Raw genomic sequence first — 12,705 nt, forward strand, 5'->3', positions numbered from 1 at the left:
AGTTGCATCCGCGTCACGCAACACGATTTACCGGATCAGACCCCGCCGCGAAGGCCAATCCCACAAATTGATCACAACCGAATACGCGCCCTAGTGCCGTGGTGGAGCTGGATCGCGCTGATCGTTCTCTACGGCAGCGTCTTCGTCGTGCCCGGCGAGTCCGTCAAGGGCCTGATCCGGCTCGCCTTCGTGGCCGTGTCGACGGCGTACGTGCTGTTCTGGCCCATGCGCGACCGCCGGGGACGGAACAGGCCCCTCGACCGGATGGACGAGGGGCCTGTGGAAGGGCCGTGGGGTCCCATGTGGGACCCGGACCGGACTAGGCCTTGGGCAGGCCCGCCAGCTGGGCGGTGAGCCGCTCGATGTCGGCCTCGGCCGTCTCCAGCCGCTTGCGGATCTTCTCCACGGCCACCTCGGCGGCCTTGGCGAGGAACGCCTCGTTGCCGAGCTTGGCCGTGGACTGCGCCTTGTCCTTCTCGGCGGCGGCCAGCGCCTTGGTCAGCCGCTTGCGCTCGGCCTCGACGTCGATGGTGCCCGAGAGGTCGAGAGCGACGGTGGCGCCGGCGACGGGGAGCGAGGCGGTGGCGGCGAAGCCCTCACCGGCCGGCTGGAGGCGCAGCAGCGAACGCATCGCGTCCTCGTGAGCCGCCAGCGCCGTGCCGGTCAGGTCCAGGCGGGCCGGGACCTTCTGGCCCGGCTGGAGGCCCTGGTCGGAACGGAAGCGGCGGACCTCGGTGACGACCTGCTGGACCGTCGCGATCTCCCGCTCGGCCGCCGCGTCCCGGAAGCCGCTGTCGGCCGGCCAGTCGGCGATGACCACGGACTCGCGCCCGGTCAGCGAGGTCCACAGCGTCTCGGTGACGAAGGGGACGACCGGGTGCAGCAGGCGCAGCGTGACGTCCAGGACCTCGCCCAGGACGCGGCGCGAGGCCTCGGCCTCGGGACCGCCCTTCTGGAAGGTGGCCTTGGACAGCTCGACGTACCAGTCGAAGACCTCGTCCCACGCGAAGTGGAACAGCGCGTCGGAGAGCTTCGCGAACTGGTAGTCGTCGTAGAGCGCGTCCACCTCGGCGACGACCGCGTTGAGCCGGGAGAGGATCCACCGGTCGGCGGCCGACATCCGCTCGGCGGGCGGCAGCTCGCCCTCGATCGTCGCACCGTTCATCATCGCGAAGCGCGTGGCGTTCCAGATCTTGTTCGCGAAGTTCCGCGAACCCTGGACCCAGTCCTCGCCGATCGGCACGTCGACGCCGGGGTTGGCACCACGGGCGAGCGTGAACCGGACGGCGTCGGAGCCGTACTTGTCCATCCAGTCCAGCGGGTTGACCGCGTTGCCGAAGGACTTCGACATCTTCTTGCCGAACTGGTCGCGGACCATGCCGTGCAGGGCGATGGTGTGGAACGGCGGGGTGCCGTCCATGGCGTAGATGCCGAACATCATCATCCGGACGACCCAGAAGAAGAGGATGTCGTAGCCGGTGACCAGGACGGAGTTCGGGTAGAACTTCTCGACGCTCTCGGTCTTCTCGGGCCAGCCGAGCGTGGAGAAGGGCCACAGGCCGGAGGAGAACCAGGTGTCCAGGACGTCGGTCTCCTGGTGCCAGCCCTCACCCGTGGGCGCCTCGTCGTCCGGTCCGACGCAGACCATCTCACCGTTCGGCCCGTACCAGACCGGAATGCGGTGGCCCCACCACAGCTGGCGCGAGATGCACCAGTCGTGGAGGTTGTCGACCCAGCCGAAGTAGCGGGACTCCATCTCCTTCGGGTGGATGGCGACGTCGCCGTCCTTGACCGCCTTGCTCGCGGCCTCGGCCAGCGGGCCGACCTTGACCCACCACTGCATGGACAGGCGCGGCTCGATGGTCGTCTTGCAGCGCGAGCAGTGGCCGACGGAGTGCTCGTACGGACGCTTCTCGGCGACGATCCGGCCCTCGGCGCGCAGGGCGGCGACGATGGCGGAGCGGGCCTCCAGGCGGTCCAGGCCCTGGAAGGGGCCGTGCGCGGTGATCACGGCGCGCTCGTCGAGGACGGTCAGCGACGGCAGGTCGTGCCGCTGGCCGATCTCGAAGTCGTTGGGGTCGTGGGCCGGGGTGACCTTGACGGCGCCCGTGCCGAACTCCGGGTCGACGTGCTCGTCGGCGACGACCGGGATCCGGCGGCCGGTGAGCGGCAGCTCGATCTCGGTGCCGACCAGGTGCTTGTACCGCTCGTCGTCGGGGTGGACGGCCACGGCGGTGTCACCGAGCATCGTCTCGGCCCGGGTCGTGGCGACGACGATCTCCGCGTCGCCGGATCCGTAGCGGATCGAGACGAGCTCGCCCTCGTCGTTCTGGTACTCGACCTCGATGTCGGAGATCGCGGTCAGACAGCGCGGGCACCAGTTGATGATGCGCTCGGCGCGGTAGATCAGCTCGTCGTCGTAGAGCTTCTTGAAGATCGTCTGGACGGCCTTGGAGAGGCCCTCGTCCATGGTGAAGCGCTCACGGGACCAGGCGACGCCATCGCCGAGGCGACGCATCTGCCCGGAGATCTGACCACCCGACTCGGCCTTCCACTGCCACACGCGCTCCACGAACGCCTCGCGGCCCAGGTCGTGACGGGACTTGCCCTCCTTGGCCAGCTCACGCTCGACGACGTTCTGCGTGGCGATGCCGGCGTGGTCCATGCCGGGCTGCCACAGCACCTCGTACCCCTGCATCCGCTTGCGGCGGGTCAGGGCGTCGATCAGCGTGTGCTCGAAGGCGTGGCCCAGGTGGAGCGAGCCGGTGACGTTCGGCGGCGGGATGACGATGGTGTACGGCTCTTTGTCGCTCGAAGCGTCGGCCTCGAAGTAGCCCCGCTCTACCCAGCGCTCGTACAGCGGCCCCTCTACCTCGGCCGGCGCGTACTGGGTCGGCAGTTCGGGGTTGCTGTTCGTCGGCCCGCGGTCGGGGCTCTGCTGAGTGTTCTCGGTCACGGGGAGATTCTACGGGGCCGGGCCGCCCGCTCACGAACCCGTTTGTGCCCCGGAGCAGGGCGCGGCCGGGCGATCCGTAAGGATGTCGCGAACCGATCTTCCGAAGACGCATCCGTAGACGCAGGCGGCAACGATGACCCAGCACCAGCCCGGCCCTTACGGGGCACCACCGCAGCAGCCGGCGTCCCAGCCGGATCCGTACGGCCGGCCGGGGTACGGCTACGGCGGGCCGCAGTACCAGCCCCAGCAGCAGCCGGGCGGCTGGGGGCCGGGCATGCCGCCCCCGTATCCGCCCCCGATACCTCCGCAGGGCGGCGGCAAGGGCAAGGCGATCGCCCTCGCGGTCGGCGCGGTCGTCCTGGTCGGCGCGATCGTGGGCGGCATCGTCCTCCTCACGGGAGGCGACAAGGACAAGAACCATCGGGCGGACGGCAAGGCCTCGCCCACCGCCCCGGCGAGCCCCTCCACCGGCGCCCCCGCGACCCCGGCCGGGAAGAGCTACAAGCTCATCGCGCCCGAGACGGTGGCGGGCGAGTACAAGAAGGACCCCGGCGAGTCCGCGAGCGGGTTCGGCTCGAAGGAGCTGGACGATCTCAAGATCCTGGGAATCACCAACCCGCGGAGCGTCTCGGGCGCTTACAAGTCCGGTGAGGACAAACTCTCCCAGAAGCAGCTGAGGTTCACCGGCGCGTGGGGCGATGAGGTACGAAGCCCCGAGGTGATGGTGGACGGACTGTTCCTGAGCGTGACCAGGGCGACCGCGAACGAGAAGAACCCCGACGCGAAGACCGAATTCGAGGGCACGCCCCAACGGATGTCCCCGGACGGGCTCGGCGCCGACGCCGTGATGAAGTGCCAGATCAGCAAGTGGAGCAACTCGGGCGCGCGGACCATGAAGATGCCGCTGTGCATCTGGGCCGACAAGCACACGATCGGCACCGTGTTCGCCCTCGACATGGCGCTGCTCGCGAGCGGCCAGGACCTCGGCCTGGAGGAGGCGGCAAACCGGACGGCAAGGCTCCGCCAGGACGTACGCGTAGAGACCGGCGGGTGACGGCGGACGTCAACTGTTCCGAAACCGTTGCGGCCCCGCGGTAAAGCGCGTGTAAGTCATCGGGAAGGATGACGGGCATCTGACGCGAGAGCCCCCCCGCATTCGAAGAGAGACACGATGAGCTACCCCCAGCCGGGCCCGTACGGCCAGCAGCCGCCCCAGCAGCCCAACCCGTACGGCCAGGGCGGCGCCCCCGGACAGCCCGGCTACGGCTACCCCCAGCAGCCCCCCGCGGCCCCCTACGGCCAGCAGCCCCCCTACGGCCAGCCCCAGGCCCCGTACGGCGCCCCCCAGCAGCCGGGCCCGTACGGCCAGCAGCCGCCGTACGGACAGCCGGGCGTCCCGGGCCAGTACCCGCCGCCGGTCCCCCCGCAGGGCGGCGGCAAGGGCAAGACGATCGGCATCGTGATCGGTGCGCTGGTCGTGGTGGGCGCCATCGTGGGCGGCGCGGTGTTCTTCATGGGCGGGAGCGGCGGGAGCGGTGGCGAGGTGGCGCCTTACAAGATGGTGCTGCCGGAGACGGTCCTCGACGGGAAGTTCACCAAGAGCACGCTGGGTGCGGGCAAGCAGTCCGAGGACATCGCCAACGACAAGGACGCCAAGGAGATGGGCATCGCCAACGGCACCGGCGTCAAGGCGACCTACTCCAACGCGGAGAAGCAGACTCTCTCGGTGATGGGTGCGTACGGCGATCTCGCCGATCCCCAGAAGACCGTCGACGCCATGATCGCGAAGATGGATGAAGGCGAGAAGAAGAACGCCAGCAAGGGTGCGAAGATCGAGACGGTCGCGCCCTGGAAGGAGTTCTCCCCGAGCGGCTTCGACGGGGCGGTCATGAAGTGTGAGACCAAGAAGTCCACCTACTCGATGGGCACCATGAGCGGCTCTGCCGAGGTCAGCGTCTGCGTTTGGGGTGACTCCAGCGCCGTGGGCGTTGTCCGGCACGCGGTCTCGAAGTCCAGCTCTCCCTATGGGTCGAGCGCCTCCACCGGCAACGTGATGTCCGCCCAGGAAATGTCCGAGGCCACGGCCAAGGTGCGCACCGAGTCGCGCCAGGAAATCAAGAAGTAGCCCGCTGACCGGGCGCCGGCTCCTCGTCCCCGCCGCGGCCGTCGTACTCGGCGTCGCGGCGGCCGTCGTCGCTGCCGTCCTGCTGCTCGTCCCGGGCGACGGCGGCCCGGGGGTCAGTCTCGTCACCCCGCCGACACTGGTCGGCGGGGCGTACCGGCTCGACGCCGGGACGAAGGAGCTGGAGAAGGAGGGACTCGGCGTCCAGGGCGGCATGCCCGAGGGCGCCGTTTCCGTACTGGGCCGCTACCAGCGGGTGGCCGACCACGCCGTGACGCTGTCGCTGTCGGGCGCGTACGGCGGTATCGGCGAACCGGACGCCGTCCTGGACGGCATGTTCAAGGGCTTCGAGAGCGGCCCGGGAAAGCCGTCCGTGGCGGGCGGGCGACGCGCCTTCACACCGGACGGCCCCGACGGCCCAACCATCGCCTGTGAGCTCGTGAAGATGTACGACCGCGCCTACGCCCCGGCCTGCGCGTGGGCGGAGGAGTCGGACGCGATGCTGGTCATCGACTTCGATCCCGGACGACGCTCGGCGGACTCCGTGGACCTCGCGGCCTTCGCGAAGACCACGGCAGGCATCCACCGGGACGTACGCAAGTCCGCCTGATCCAGGCAAAAAAAAGGGGGCGCCCGGCCAACAGGCCGGGCGCCCCCTTTCACGTGTGCGAAAAACAGCGCGCTACGCGCTCTTCTCGTGCCGTTCGTCCTTGCCCACGATGCGGGGCTCGCGCGGCACCAGGGTGGGGTTGACGTTCGAGTGGACGACGTCTTCGGTGATGACGACGCGGGCGACGTCCTTGCGGGACGGGACCTCGTACATCACCGACATCAGGACCTCTTCCATGATGGCGCGCAGGCCTCGCGCGCCCGTGCCACGGAGGATGGCCTGGTCGGCGATGGCCTCCAGGGCCGGGCGGTCGAAGTCCAGCTCCACGCCGTCGAGTTCGAACAGCCGCTGGTACTGCTTCACCAGGGCGTTGCGCGGCTCGACGAGGATCTGGAGGAGGGCCTCGCGGTCCAGGTTGTGGACGGAGGTGATGACCGGGAGGCGGCCGATGAATTCGGGGATCATCCCGAACTTCACCAGGTCCTCCGGCATGACCTCCTGGAACTGGTCGCTGGCCTCGATCTCGCGCTTGGAGCGGATCGTGGCGCCGAAGCCGATGCCCTTGGCGCCGGCCCGCGACTCGATGATCTTCTCCAGGCCGGAGAAGGCGCCGCCCACGATGAACAGGACGTTCGTCGTGTCGATCTGGATGAACTCCTGGTGCGGGTGCTTGCGGCCGCCCTGCGGCGGGACGGAGGCCGTCGTGCCTTCCAGGATCTTCAGCAGGGCCTGCTGGACGCCCTCGCCGGAGACGTCTCGTGTGATCGACGGATTTTCGCTCTTTCGGGCGACCTTGTCGATCTCATCGATGTAGATGATGCCGGTCTCGGCCTTCTTGACGTCGTAGTCAGCGGCCTGGATCAGCTTCAACAGGATGTTCTCGACGTCCTCGCCCACATAGCCCGCCTCCGTCAGCGCGGTGGCGTCGGCGATGGCGAACGGGACGTTGAGCATCCGGGCGAGCGTCTGCGCGAGCAGGGTCTTGCCGGAGCCCGTGGGGCCGAGCAGCAGGATGTTGGACTTCGCCAACTCGATGCCGTCGTCGCGGCTTCCGGCGTTCTCGCCGGCCTGCACGCGCTTGTAGTGGTTGTAGACCGCGACGGAGAGGGCCTTCTTCGCGGCCTCCTGGCCCACTACATAGCCTTCGAGGAACTCGTAGATCTCGCGGGGCTTGGGGAGCTCCTCCCAGCGCACCTCGGAGGTCTCCGCGAGCTCTTCCTCGATGATCTCGTTGCAGAGGTCGATGCACTCGTCGCAGATGTACACACCAGGACCCGCGATGAGCTTCTTCACCTGCTTCTGGCTCTTGCCGCAGAACGAGCACTTGAGCAGGTCGCCGCCGTCACCGATGCGTGCCACGAGGTGCTTCCCCTTCGCCTGGGATCCGCCTTGCTCTGCGAACCCGGGTGCTTGCCTATCGACGGTACCTTGCCGGGCCCCCTGTGCGGGCCCCCCTTGGACCTACTCGGTCCAAGGGGGTTGCCACCCGACAACGGATCCCGGACCGGAACTCAGACCGAAACAGACGTCTTACGCGTCGAAACGATCTGGTCGACCAGACCGTACGCGAGCGCGTCCTCGGCAGTGAGGATCTTGTCGCGCTCGATGTCGTCACGGATCTTCTCGATCGGCGTGCTGGAGTGCTTCGCCAGCATCTCCTCGAGCTGCGTACGCATGCGCATGATCTCGTTCGCCGCGATCTCCAGGTCGGAGAGCTGCTCACGGCCCGTCTGGCTGGACGGCTGGTGGATCAGGACGCGCGCGTTCGGCAGTGCCATCCGCTTGCCGGGGGTACCGGCGGCCAGCAGGATCGCGGCCGCGGAGGCGGCCTGGCCCATGCAGACGGTCTGGATGTCGGGCTTCACGAACTGCATCGTGTCGTAGATCGCGGTCAGCGCGGTGAACGAGCCGCCCGGCGAGTTGATGTAGATCGAGATGTCACGGTCGGGGTCCATCGACTCCAGGCACAGCAGCTGCGCCATGACGTCGTTGGCGGAGGCGTCGTCGACCTGGACGCCCAGGAAGATCACGCGCTCCTCGAAGAGCTTCGCGTACGGGTCGTACTCACGGACGCCCTGGGAGGTGCGCTCCACAAAGCGCGGCACGACGTAGCGGGCTTCGGCCTGCGGGCCGGTGTAGAGGCCGCTGCCGGGGAAGTTGTTCATGCGGGTGTTCACCATCCTGATGGCGATCGGTGGGCTGGGATTCGGCTTCGAGGCAGTGCTGCCGGGGGGTATCAGGCCCCGGTGCCGCCGCCGCCCGGAACGCCGGAGGCGTAGGTGATGATCTCGTCGATGATCCCGTACTCCTTGGCCTCCTCCGCGGTGAACCAACGGTCACGGTCACCGTCGCGGATGATCGTCTCCACGGTCTGGCCGGTGTGCTCCGCGGTGATCTGCGCCATGCGCTTCTTCGTGCGGAGCAGCTGCTCGGCCTGGATCTTGATGTCCGAGGCGGTGCCGCCGAGGCCCGCGGAGCCCTGGTGCATGAGGATGTCCGAGTTCGGCAGCGCGAAGCGCTTGCCGGGGGTGCCCGCGGTCAGCAGGAACTGCCCCATGGAGGCCGCGAGGCCCATCGCGATCGTGACCACGTCGTTCTTGATGTAACGCATGGTGTCGTAGATCGCGAAGCCGGCGGTCACCGAGCCACCGGGCGAGTTGATGTAAAGGTAAATGTCCTTGTCCGGCTCCGCGGCCAGCAGCAGCAGCTGCGCACAGATCTTGTTCGCGATCTCGTCGTCGACCTGCTGGCCGAGGAAGATGATCCGCTCCCCGAGCAGCCGGTTGTAGACCTGGTCGCCGAGGCCACCACCGAAGGCAATCTCACCGGCGGCGGAAGGCATCAGATTCGTCACGTATCCACCTGCTCGTCTCTGACGGCAACGGGCCGTCTCCGCGTCTTCTACCTGAGGTCGGGGGTGGCGCGGCCAGTCTGCCCGGCCCGCTCCAACGTCTCCCCTGCCCTCGTATCTACGGACCCTAACGCGCTGCCCGGCGGGCGCCATCCCGCATCAGGAACTGTTCGCTCTGAGCGCAGGTTCCTCCGGGCCCTGACAGGCCCCGGAGACCACGGACGGGCCCGTACGTGCGAAACACGTACGGGCCCGTCCGTAAGGGGTTCTGCGGGCTGCGCAGAGGCCGGGATCAGGCCTCGGTCTTCTCCTCGGCGGCCTCGGCCATCTCGGTGGTGGCCGGGACCGTCTCGGCGGTCTCGTCCTCGTCGTCGTCCAGGTCGACGACCTCGCCGTTGGCGTCCTTGACCGTGGCGGCCTCGACGACGGTGGCGAGAGCCTTGCCGCGGGCGACCTCACCGACGAGCATCGGCACCTGGCCACCCTCGACGACGGCCTGGGCGAACTGGTCCGGGCTCATGCCGGAGGACTGCGCACGGCGCATGAGGTGCTCGGTGAGCTCCTCCTGGCCGACCGACAGCTTCTCCTTGTTGACGATCTCGTCGAGGACGAACTGGGTCTTGATGCCCTTCTCGGCCTGCTCCTTGAGCTCGGTGTCGAACTCCTCGGCGGACTTGCCCTGGATCTCCAGGTACTTCGCCAGGTCCAGGCCCATCTGGCCGAGCTGGTGGTGCTCCAGGTTGTGCTTGCGGGTGTTGACCTCGTCCTCGAGAAGCTTCTCGGGCATCGGGACCTCGACGAGCTTCAGCAGCTCCTCGAGCACCTTCTCCTGGGCCTGGGTGGCCTGGTCGTACTTCTTCATCCGGCCGAGGCGCTTCACGCTGTCCGCGCGCAGCTCCTCGAGCGTGTCGAACTCGCTCGCCAGCTGGGCGAAGTCGTCGTCCAGCTCGGGCAGTTCGCGGGCCTTGACGGCGGTGACGACGACCGTGACCTCGGCCTCCTTGCCCTCGGCGCTGCCGCCCTTGAGCTCGGAGGTGAAGGTGGCGGTGCCACCGGCCTCGAGGCCGGTCACGGCCTCGTCGATGCCGTCCAGGAGCTGGCCGGAACCGATGGTGTAGTCGACGCCGGTGGCGACGCCGTCCTCCAGCACCTCGCCGTCGACCTTGGCCTCCAGGTCGACGGTGACGATGTCGCCCTCGGCGGCGGCGCGCTCGACCGGGGAGGTGGTGGCGAAGCGGTCACGGAGCTGCTCGAGCGACTTCTCGACGTCCTCATCCGACACCTCGACGGCGTCGACGGTGACCTCGATGCCGGAGTAGTCCGGGATCTCGAGGGCCGGGCGGATGTCCACCTCGGCGGTGAAGGCCAGCAGCTCGCCGTCCTTCAGCTCCGTGATGTCCACCTCGGGCTGGCCCAGCGGGTTCAGGTCGGCCTCGTTGACCGCCTCGGTGTAGAACTTCGGCAGCGCGTCGTTGACGGCCTCCTCCAGCACCGCACCACGGCCGAACCGCTGGTCGATGACGCGGGCCGGGATCTTGCCCTGACGGAAGCCCTTCACCGTGACCTGCTGGTTGATCTTCTTGTACGCCGCGTCGAGGCTGGCCTTGAGCTCCTCGAAGGGCACCTCGACAGTGAGCCGAACCCGAGTCGGGTTCAGGGTCTCCACGGCGCTCTTCACGGTTCGGTCTCCTTGGGGCTGACTGCTTGGTTTCCGCTGAGGTTCAGCGCTCCGCGCCCGGCAGAGAGACACACAGGCGCGCAGCTTGCATAGTAACCGCAAGCAGGTTGAGCCCCACAATGTGATCTTGGCCGTGCGGCGCGTACAGACGAGCGGGACGCGCCGGAAAGCCTCTGGACGCTCCGGAAAACACCGGAAAACATCCGGAATCGGCGAGCGATCCCAAGAAACCGGGAAACCCGGAAACATGTCGTGCTGGTCGGGGTGGCCGGATTCGAACCGACGACCTTCCGCTCCCAAAGCGGACGCGCTACCAAGCTGCGCCACACCCCGTCGGTGCGAGACGTAGGGTACATGCCCGAAGGCCCCTTGGTGCACGCGATTTCCGCGCAGGTCATCCCGGTGGGTCCAGGGTGGCGGTGGGGGCGGGTGATGGCCGATTGAAGATCGGGCCACGAGCGGGCCGCGAGCGGTCGGCCGCGGTCGTCGGCGAGTCGTTCCGGACAACCGGGGCGGGGTCCTGACGCCGTCGATCCCCGGCCACCGAGGGCCACAACACCTCGCCCCTCACCCCTGATACGATGACCGCGGTCCTCGCCGCACCGGCGGAGTACCGACCCGGCGGGCGTAGCTCAATGGTAGAGCCCCAGTCTTCCAAACTGGCTACGCGGGTTCGATTCCCGTCGCCCGCTCCAGCGCACGCCCTCGGCTTCGGCCGGGGGCGTTTCGCATGCCCCGCCGGGCTGCCCGCCGGCACGGTTCGACACGCCCGCGGCTCGACGCGCCCGCGGTCAGAATCTGATGTTGTTGATCGTCTCGGCGATCGAGTTGAGGAACCGCTGGATCGGCTCCGCCATGCTCGTGTTCTTGAGGAAGAAGCCGAAGAGTACGGCGACGATCGCCGGGCCGGCCTTGATGTTGCCCGCGCGGTACATCACCACCAGGATGATCGCCAGCAGTAACACCACAGACAGTGAAACGGTGGTCACAACTGATCACCCCTCGGTCGAATCCTTGGCCGCCCCCTGGAGGACATGGTGCCCCCCGGACCCCGCTCGGCAACCATCGTGCCATCAACTCGGCCTCCAGTGGGGCGGCGTGACGATTCGCCAGCGGAATCACCACGGGGCGACCGAGGTGGCTTTTGGGACGGTTTGCCGAGTATCGCGGAGGTAAGCCATGGGCCGTGTGCGTACGTACAGGCAAGGTTTTACGCGTTCCGGTTCCGCCGCTAGGGTGCCTCGAATGTCCCCCACCGCCACGCCTCCCGCGCACCCCGTGGCCTCCGCTTCCGTCGCCTCCCGGTCGGGCGCAGCGCCGATATCGGCGCCCGTCCCGGCCCCCGCCCCGCGGCGTGACCCCTTCTTCGACAACGCGAAGTACCTGGCGATCGTCCTGGTCGCGCTGGGGCACGCCTGGGAACCGCTCACCCACGGCGGCCGGGCGGCGACGGCGCTGTACATGACGGTGTACGCGTTCCACATGCCGGCCTTCATCCTGATCTCCGGCTACTTCTCCCGTGGCTTCGATCTGAGCCCCGCCAAGCTCAAGCGACTCCTCACGGGCGTCGTCGTGCCGTACCTGATCTTCGAGGTCGCGTACACGTTCTTCCAGCACTGGGCGGAGGACGACGCGCCCGACGAGCCGATCTCGCTGCTCAATCCCTGGTATCTGAACTGGTTCCTGGCCGCGCTGTTCGTCTGGCGGCTGACCACCCCGGTCTGGAAACTGATCCGCTGGCCGGTGCCGGTCGCCTTCGTCATCGCGATCCTCGCCGAGCTTTCCCCCGAGGTCGGCACCGACTTCGACCTCCAACGGGTGATGCAGTTCCTGCCGTTCTTCGTGATCGGGCTGCACATGAAGTCCGAACACTTCCACCTCGTGCGCAGGCGCTGGGTGCGGATCGCCGCGGTACCGGTCTTCGCGGGCGCGGTCGCGGTCGCCTACTGGCTGGCGCCGACCATGGACACCGCGTGGTTCTACCACAACGACAGCGTCCAGGAGCTCGACGCACCGCTGTGGGCCGCGCCCGTGATGCAGCTCGCGCTCTTCGCCTGCGCGGCCGTGCTGATCGCCTGCTTCTTCGCCTGGGTGCCCGGGCGGACGATGTGGTTCACGGCGCTCGGCGCGGGGACCCTGTACGGGTATCTGCTGCACGGCTTCCTGATCAAGCTGTCGCGCTGGTGGGAGTGGTACGACGCGTACGCGTGGATCCGGCAGCCGGTGGGCGAGGTCGTCGTGACGCTGCTCGCGATCGCCATGATGACCGTGCTGTGCAGCAAGCCGGTGCGGAAGGTTTTCCGGTTCGCGATGGAGCCGAGGATGGAGTGGGCCTTCGTCAAGGACACGAAGGCTTCCGCGACACGCTCGCAGGACCCCAAGGCGTAAGAGCCCCGGCCGCCTGCGGCGGCGAGCGCCCTGCGGGCGCGGGGGTGAAAAACAAGAAAGGGGGGGGTGGGGGGGGGGGGAGCCAAAAAAAACAAACAGG

Annotated in this window: 11 protein-coding genes and 2 tRNA genes; 5 read left to right on the top strand and 8 right to left on the bottom strand. The window is 68.2% G+C overall.

The features are described 5' to 3' along the window. Positions 1-319 precede the first annotated feature (319 nt). Positions 320-2,956: a valine--tRNA ligase gene (locus tag ACZ53N_RS23565; RefSeq protein WP_469142793.1), complete on the bottom strand. Its 2,637-nt coding sequence runs from the start codon at positions 2,954-2,956 to the stop codon at positions 320-322. A gap of 133 nt (positions 2,957-3,089) precedes the next feature. On the opposite strand from ACZ53N_RS23565, the gene ACZ53N_RS23570 reads away from it, so the two are divergent. Then, positions 3,090-4,010: a hypothetical protein gene (locus ACZ53N_RS23570; RefSeq protein ID WP_469142794.1), complete on the top strand. Its 921-nt coding sequence runs from the start codon at positions 3,090-3,092 to the stop codon at positions 4,008-4,010. A 117-nt stretch (positions 4,011-4,127) separates the two neighbouring features. Continuing rightward, positions 4,128-5,081, top strand: a complete 954-nt coding sequence (locus ACZ53N_RS23575; protein WP_469142795.1) for a hypothetical protein — start codon at positions 4,128-4,130, stop codon at positions 5,079-5,081. Here the strand turns inward: ACZ53N_RS23575 and ACZ53N_RS23580 are convergent. Then, a complete protein-coding gene (locus tag ACZ53N_RS23580; protein WP_469142796.1) occupies positions 5,071-5,346 on the bottom strand; it encodes a hypothetical protein in 276 nt (91 codons plus the stop codon). The two genes, ACZ53N_RS23575 and ACZ53N_RS23580, sit on opposite strands and share 11 nt — an antisense overlap. Between ACZ53N_RS23580 and ACZ53N_RS23585 the strand changes: the two genes are divergently transcribed. Next, positions 5,335-5,688 (top strand): hypothetical protein, encoded by a 354-nt coding sequence (locus ACZ53N_RS23585; RefSeq protein ID WP_469142797.1) that lies wholly within the window; start codon positions 5,335-5,337, stop codon positions 5,686-5,688. The two genes, ACZ53N_RS23580 and ACZ53N_RS23585, sit on opposite strands and share 12 nt — an antisense overlap. Before the next feature lie 72 nt (positions 5,689-5,760). On the opposite strand, the gene clpX is transcribed toward ACZ53N_RS23585, so the two are convergent. The 5 genes from clpX to ACZ53N_RS23610 form a co-directional block, all read right to left on the bottom strand. Continuing rightward, positions 5,761-7,047, bottom strand: a complete 1,287-nt coding sequence (clpX, locus tag ACZ53N_RS23590; RefSeq protein ID WP_365370604.1) for an ATP-dependent Clp protease ATP-binding subunit ClpX — start codon at positions 7,045-7,047, stop codon at positions 5,761-5,763. 152 nt (positions 7,048-7,199) lie between these two features. Then, the gene (locus ACZ53N_RS23595) at positions 7,200-7,868 is read right to left on the bottom strand and encodes an ATP-dependent Clp protease proteolytic subunit (RefSeq protein ID WP_130877735.1); all 669 of its coding nucleotides are present in this window, start codon (positions 7,866-7,868) and stop codon (positions 7,200-7,202) included. 56 nt (positions 7,869-7,924) lie between these two features. Further along, positions 7,925-8,542, bottom strand: a complete 618-nt coding sequence (locus ACZ53N_RS23600; RefSeq protein ID WP_437114136.1) for an ATP-dependent Clp protease proteolytic subunit — start codon at positions 8,540-8,542, stop codon at positions 7,925-7,927. Positions 8,543-8,831: 289 nt separating this feature from the next. Next, positions 8,832-10,217: a trigger factor gene (gene tig / locus ACZ53N_RS23605; protein WP_469142798.1), complete on the bottom strand. Its 1,386-nt coding sequence runs from the start codon at positions 10,215-10,217 to the stop codon at positions 8,832-8,834. Positions 10,218-10,473: 256 nt separating this feature from the next. Then, positions 10,474-10,550: transfer RNA gene (locus ACZ53N_RS23610), tRNA-Pro, on the bottom strand. 288 nt (positions 10,551-10,838) lie between these two features. Here ACZ53N_RS23610 and ACZ53N_RS23615 point away from each other — a divergent pair. After that, positions 10,839-10,912 (top strand) — tRNA-Gly (locus ACZ53N_RS23615). Positions 10,913-11,008: 96 nt separating this feature from the next. Here ACZ53N_RS23615 and ACZ53N_RS23620 read toward each other — a convergent pair. After that, positions 11,009-11,206 carry a hypothetical protein gene (locus ACZ53N_RS23620; protein WP_469142875.1) on the bottom strand — a complete coding sequence of 66 codons (198 nt, stop codon included), beginning with the start codon at positions 11,204-11,206 and terminating at the stop codon, positions 11,009-11,011. A 256-nt stretch (positions 11,207-11,462) separates the two neighbouring features. Here ACZ53N_RS23620 and ACZ53N_RS23625 point away from each other — a divergent pair, with 256 nt between their 5' ends. Continuing rightward, positions 11,463-12,605: an acyltransferase family protein gene (locus tag ACZ53N_RS23625; RefSeq protein WP_469142799.1), complete on the top strand. Its 1,143-nt coding sequence runs from the start codon at positions 11,463-11,465 to the stop codon at positions 12,603-12,605. Positions 12,606-12,705 lie beyond the last annotated feature (100 nt).

Source organism: Streptomyces sp. NPDC033229, from assembly GCF_055576875.1.

What these genes read in the sequence shown, in the direction of transcription:
- ACZ53N_RS23595 (WP_130877735.1), bottom strand. Translation starts at nt 7,868, where the DNA reads ATGGTGAACACCCGCATGAACAACTTCCCCGGCAGCGGCCTCTACACC.
- ACZ53N_RS23625 (WP_469142799.1), top strand. Translation starts at nt 11,463, where the DNA reads ATGTCCCCCACCGCCACGCCTCCCGCGCACCCCGTGGCCTCCGCTTCC.
- ACZ53N_RS23570 (WP_469142794.1), top strand. Translation starts at nt 3,090, where the DNA reads ATGACCCAGCACCAGCCCGGCCCTTACGGGGCACCACCGCAGCAGCCG.
- ACZ53N_RS23575 (WP_469142795.1), top strand. Translation starts at nt 4,128, where the DNA reads ATGAGCTACCCCCAGCCGGGCCCGTACGGCCAGCAGCCGCCCCAGCAG.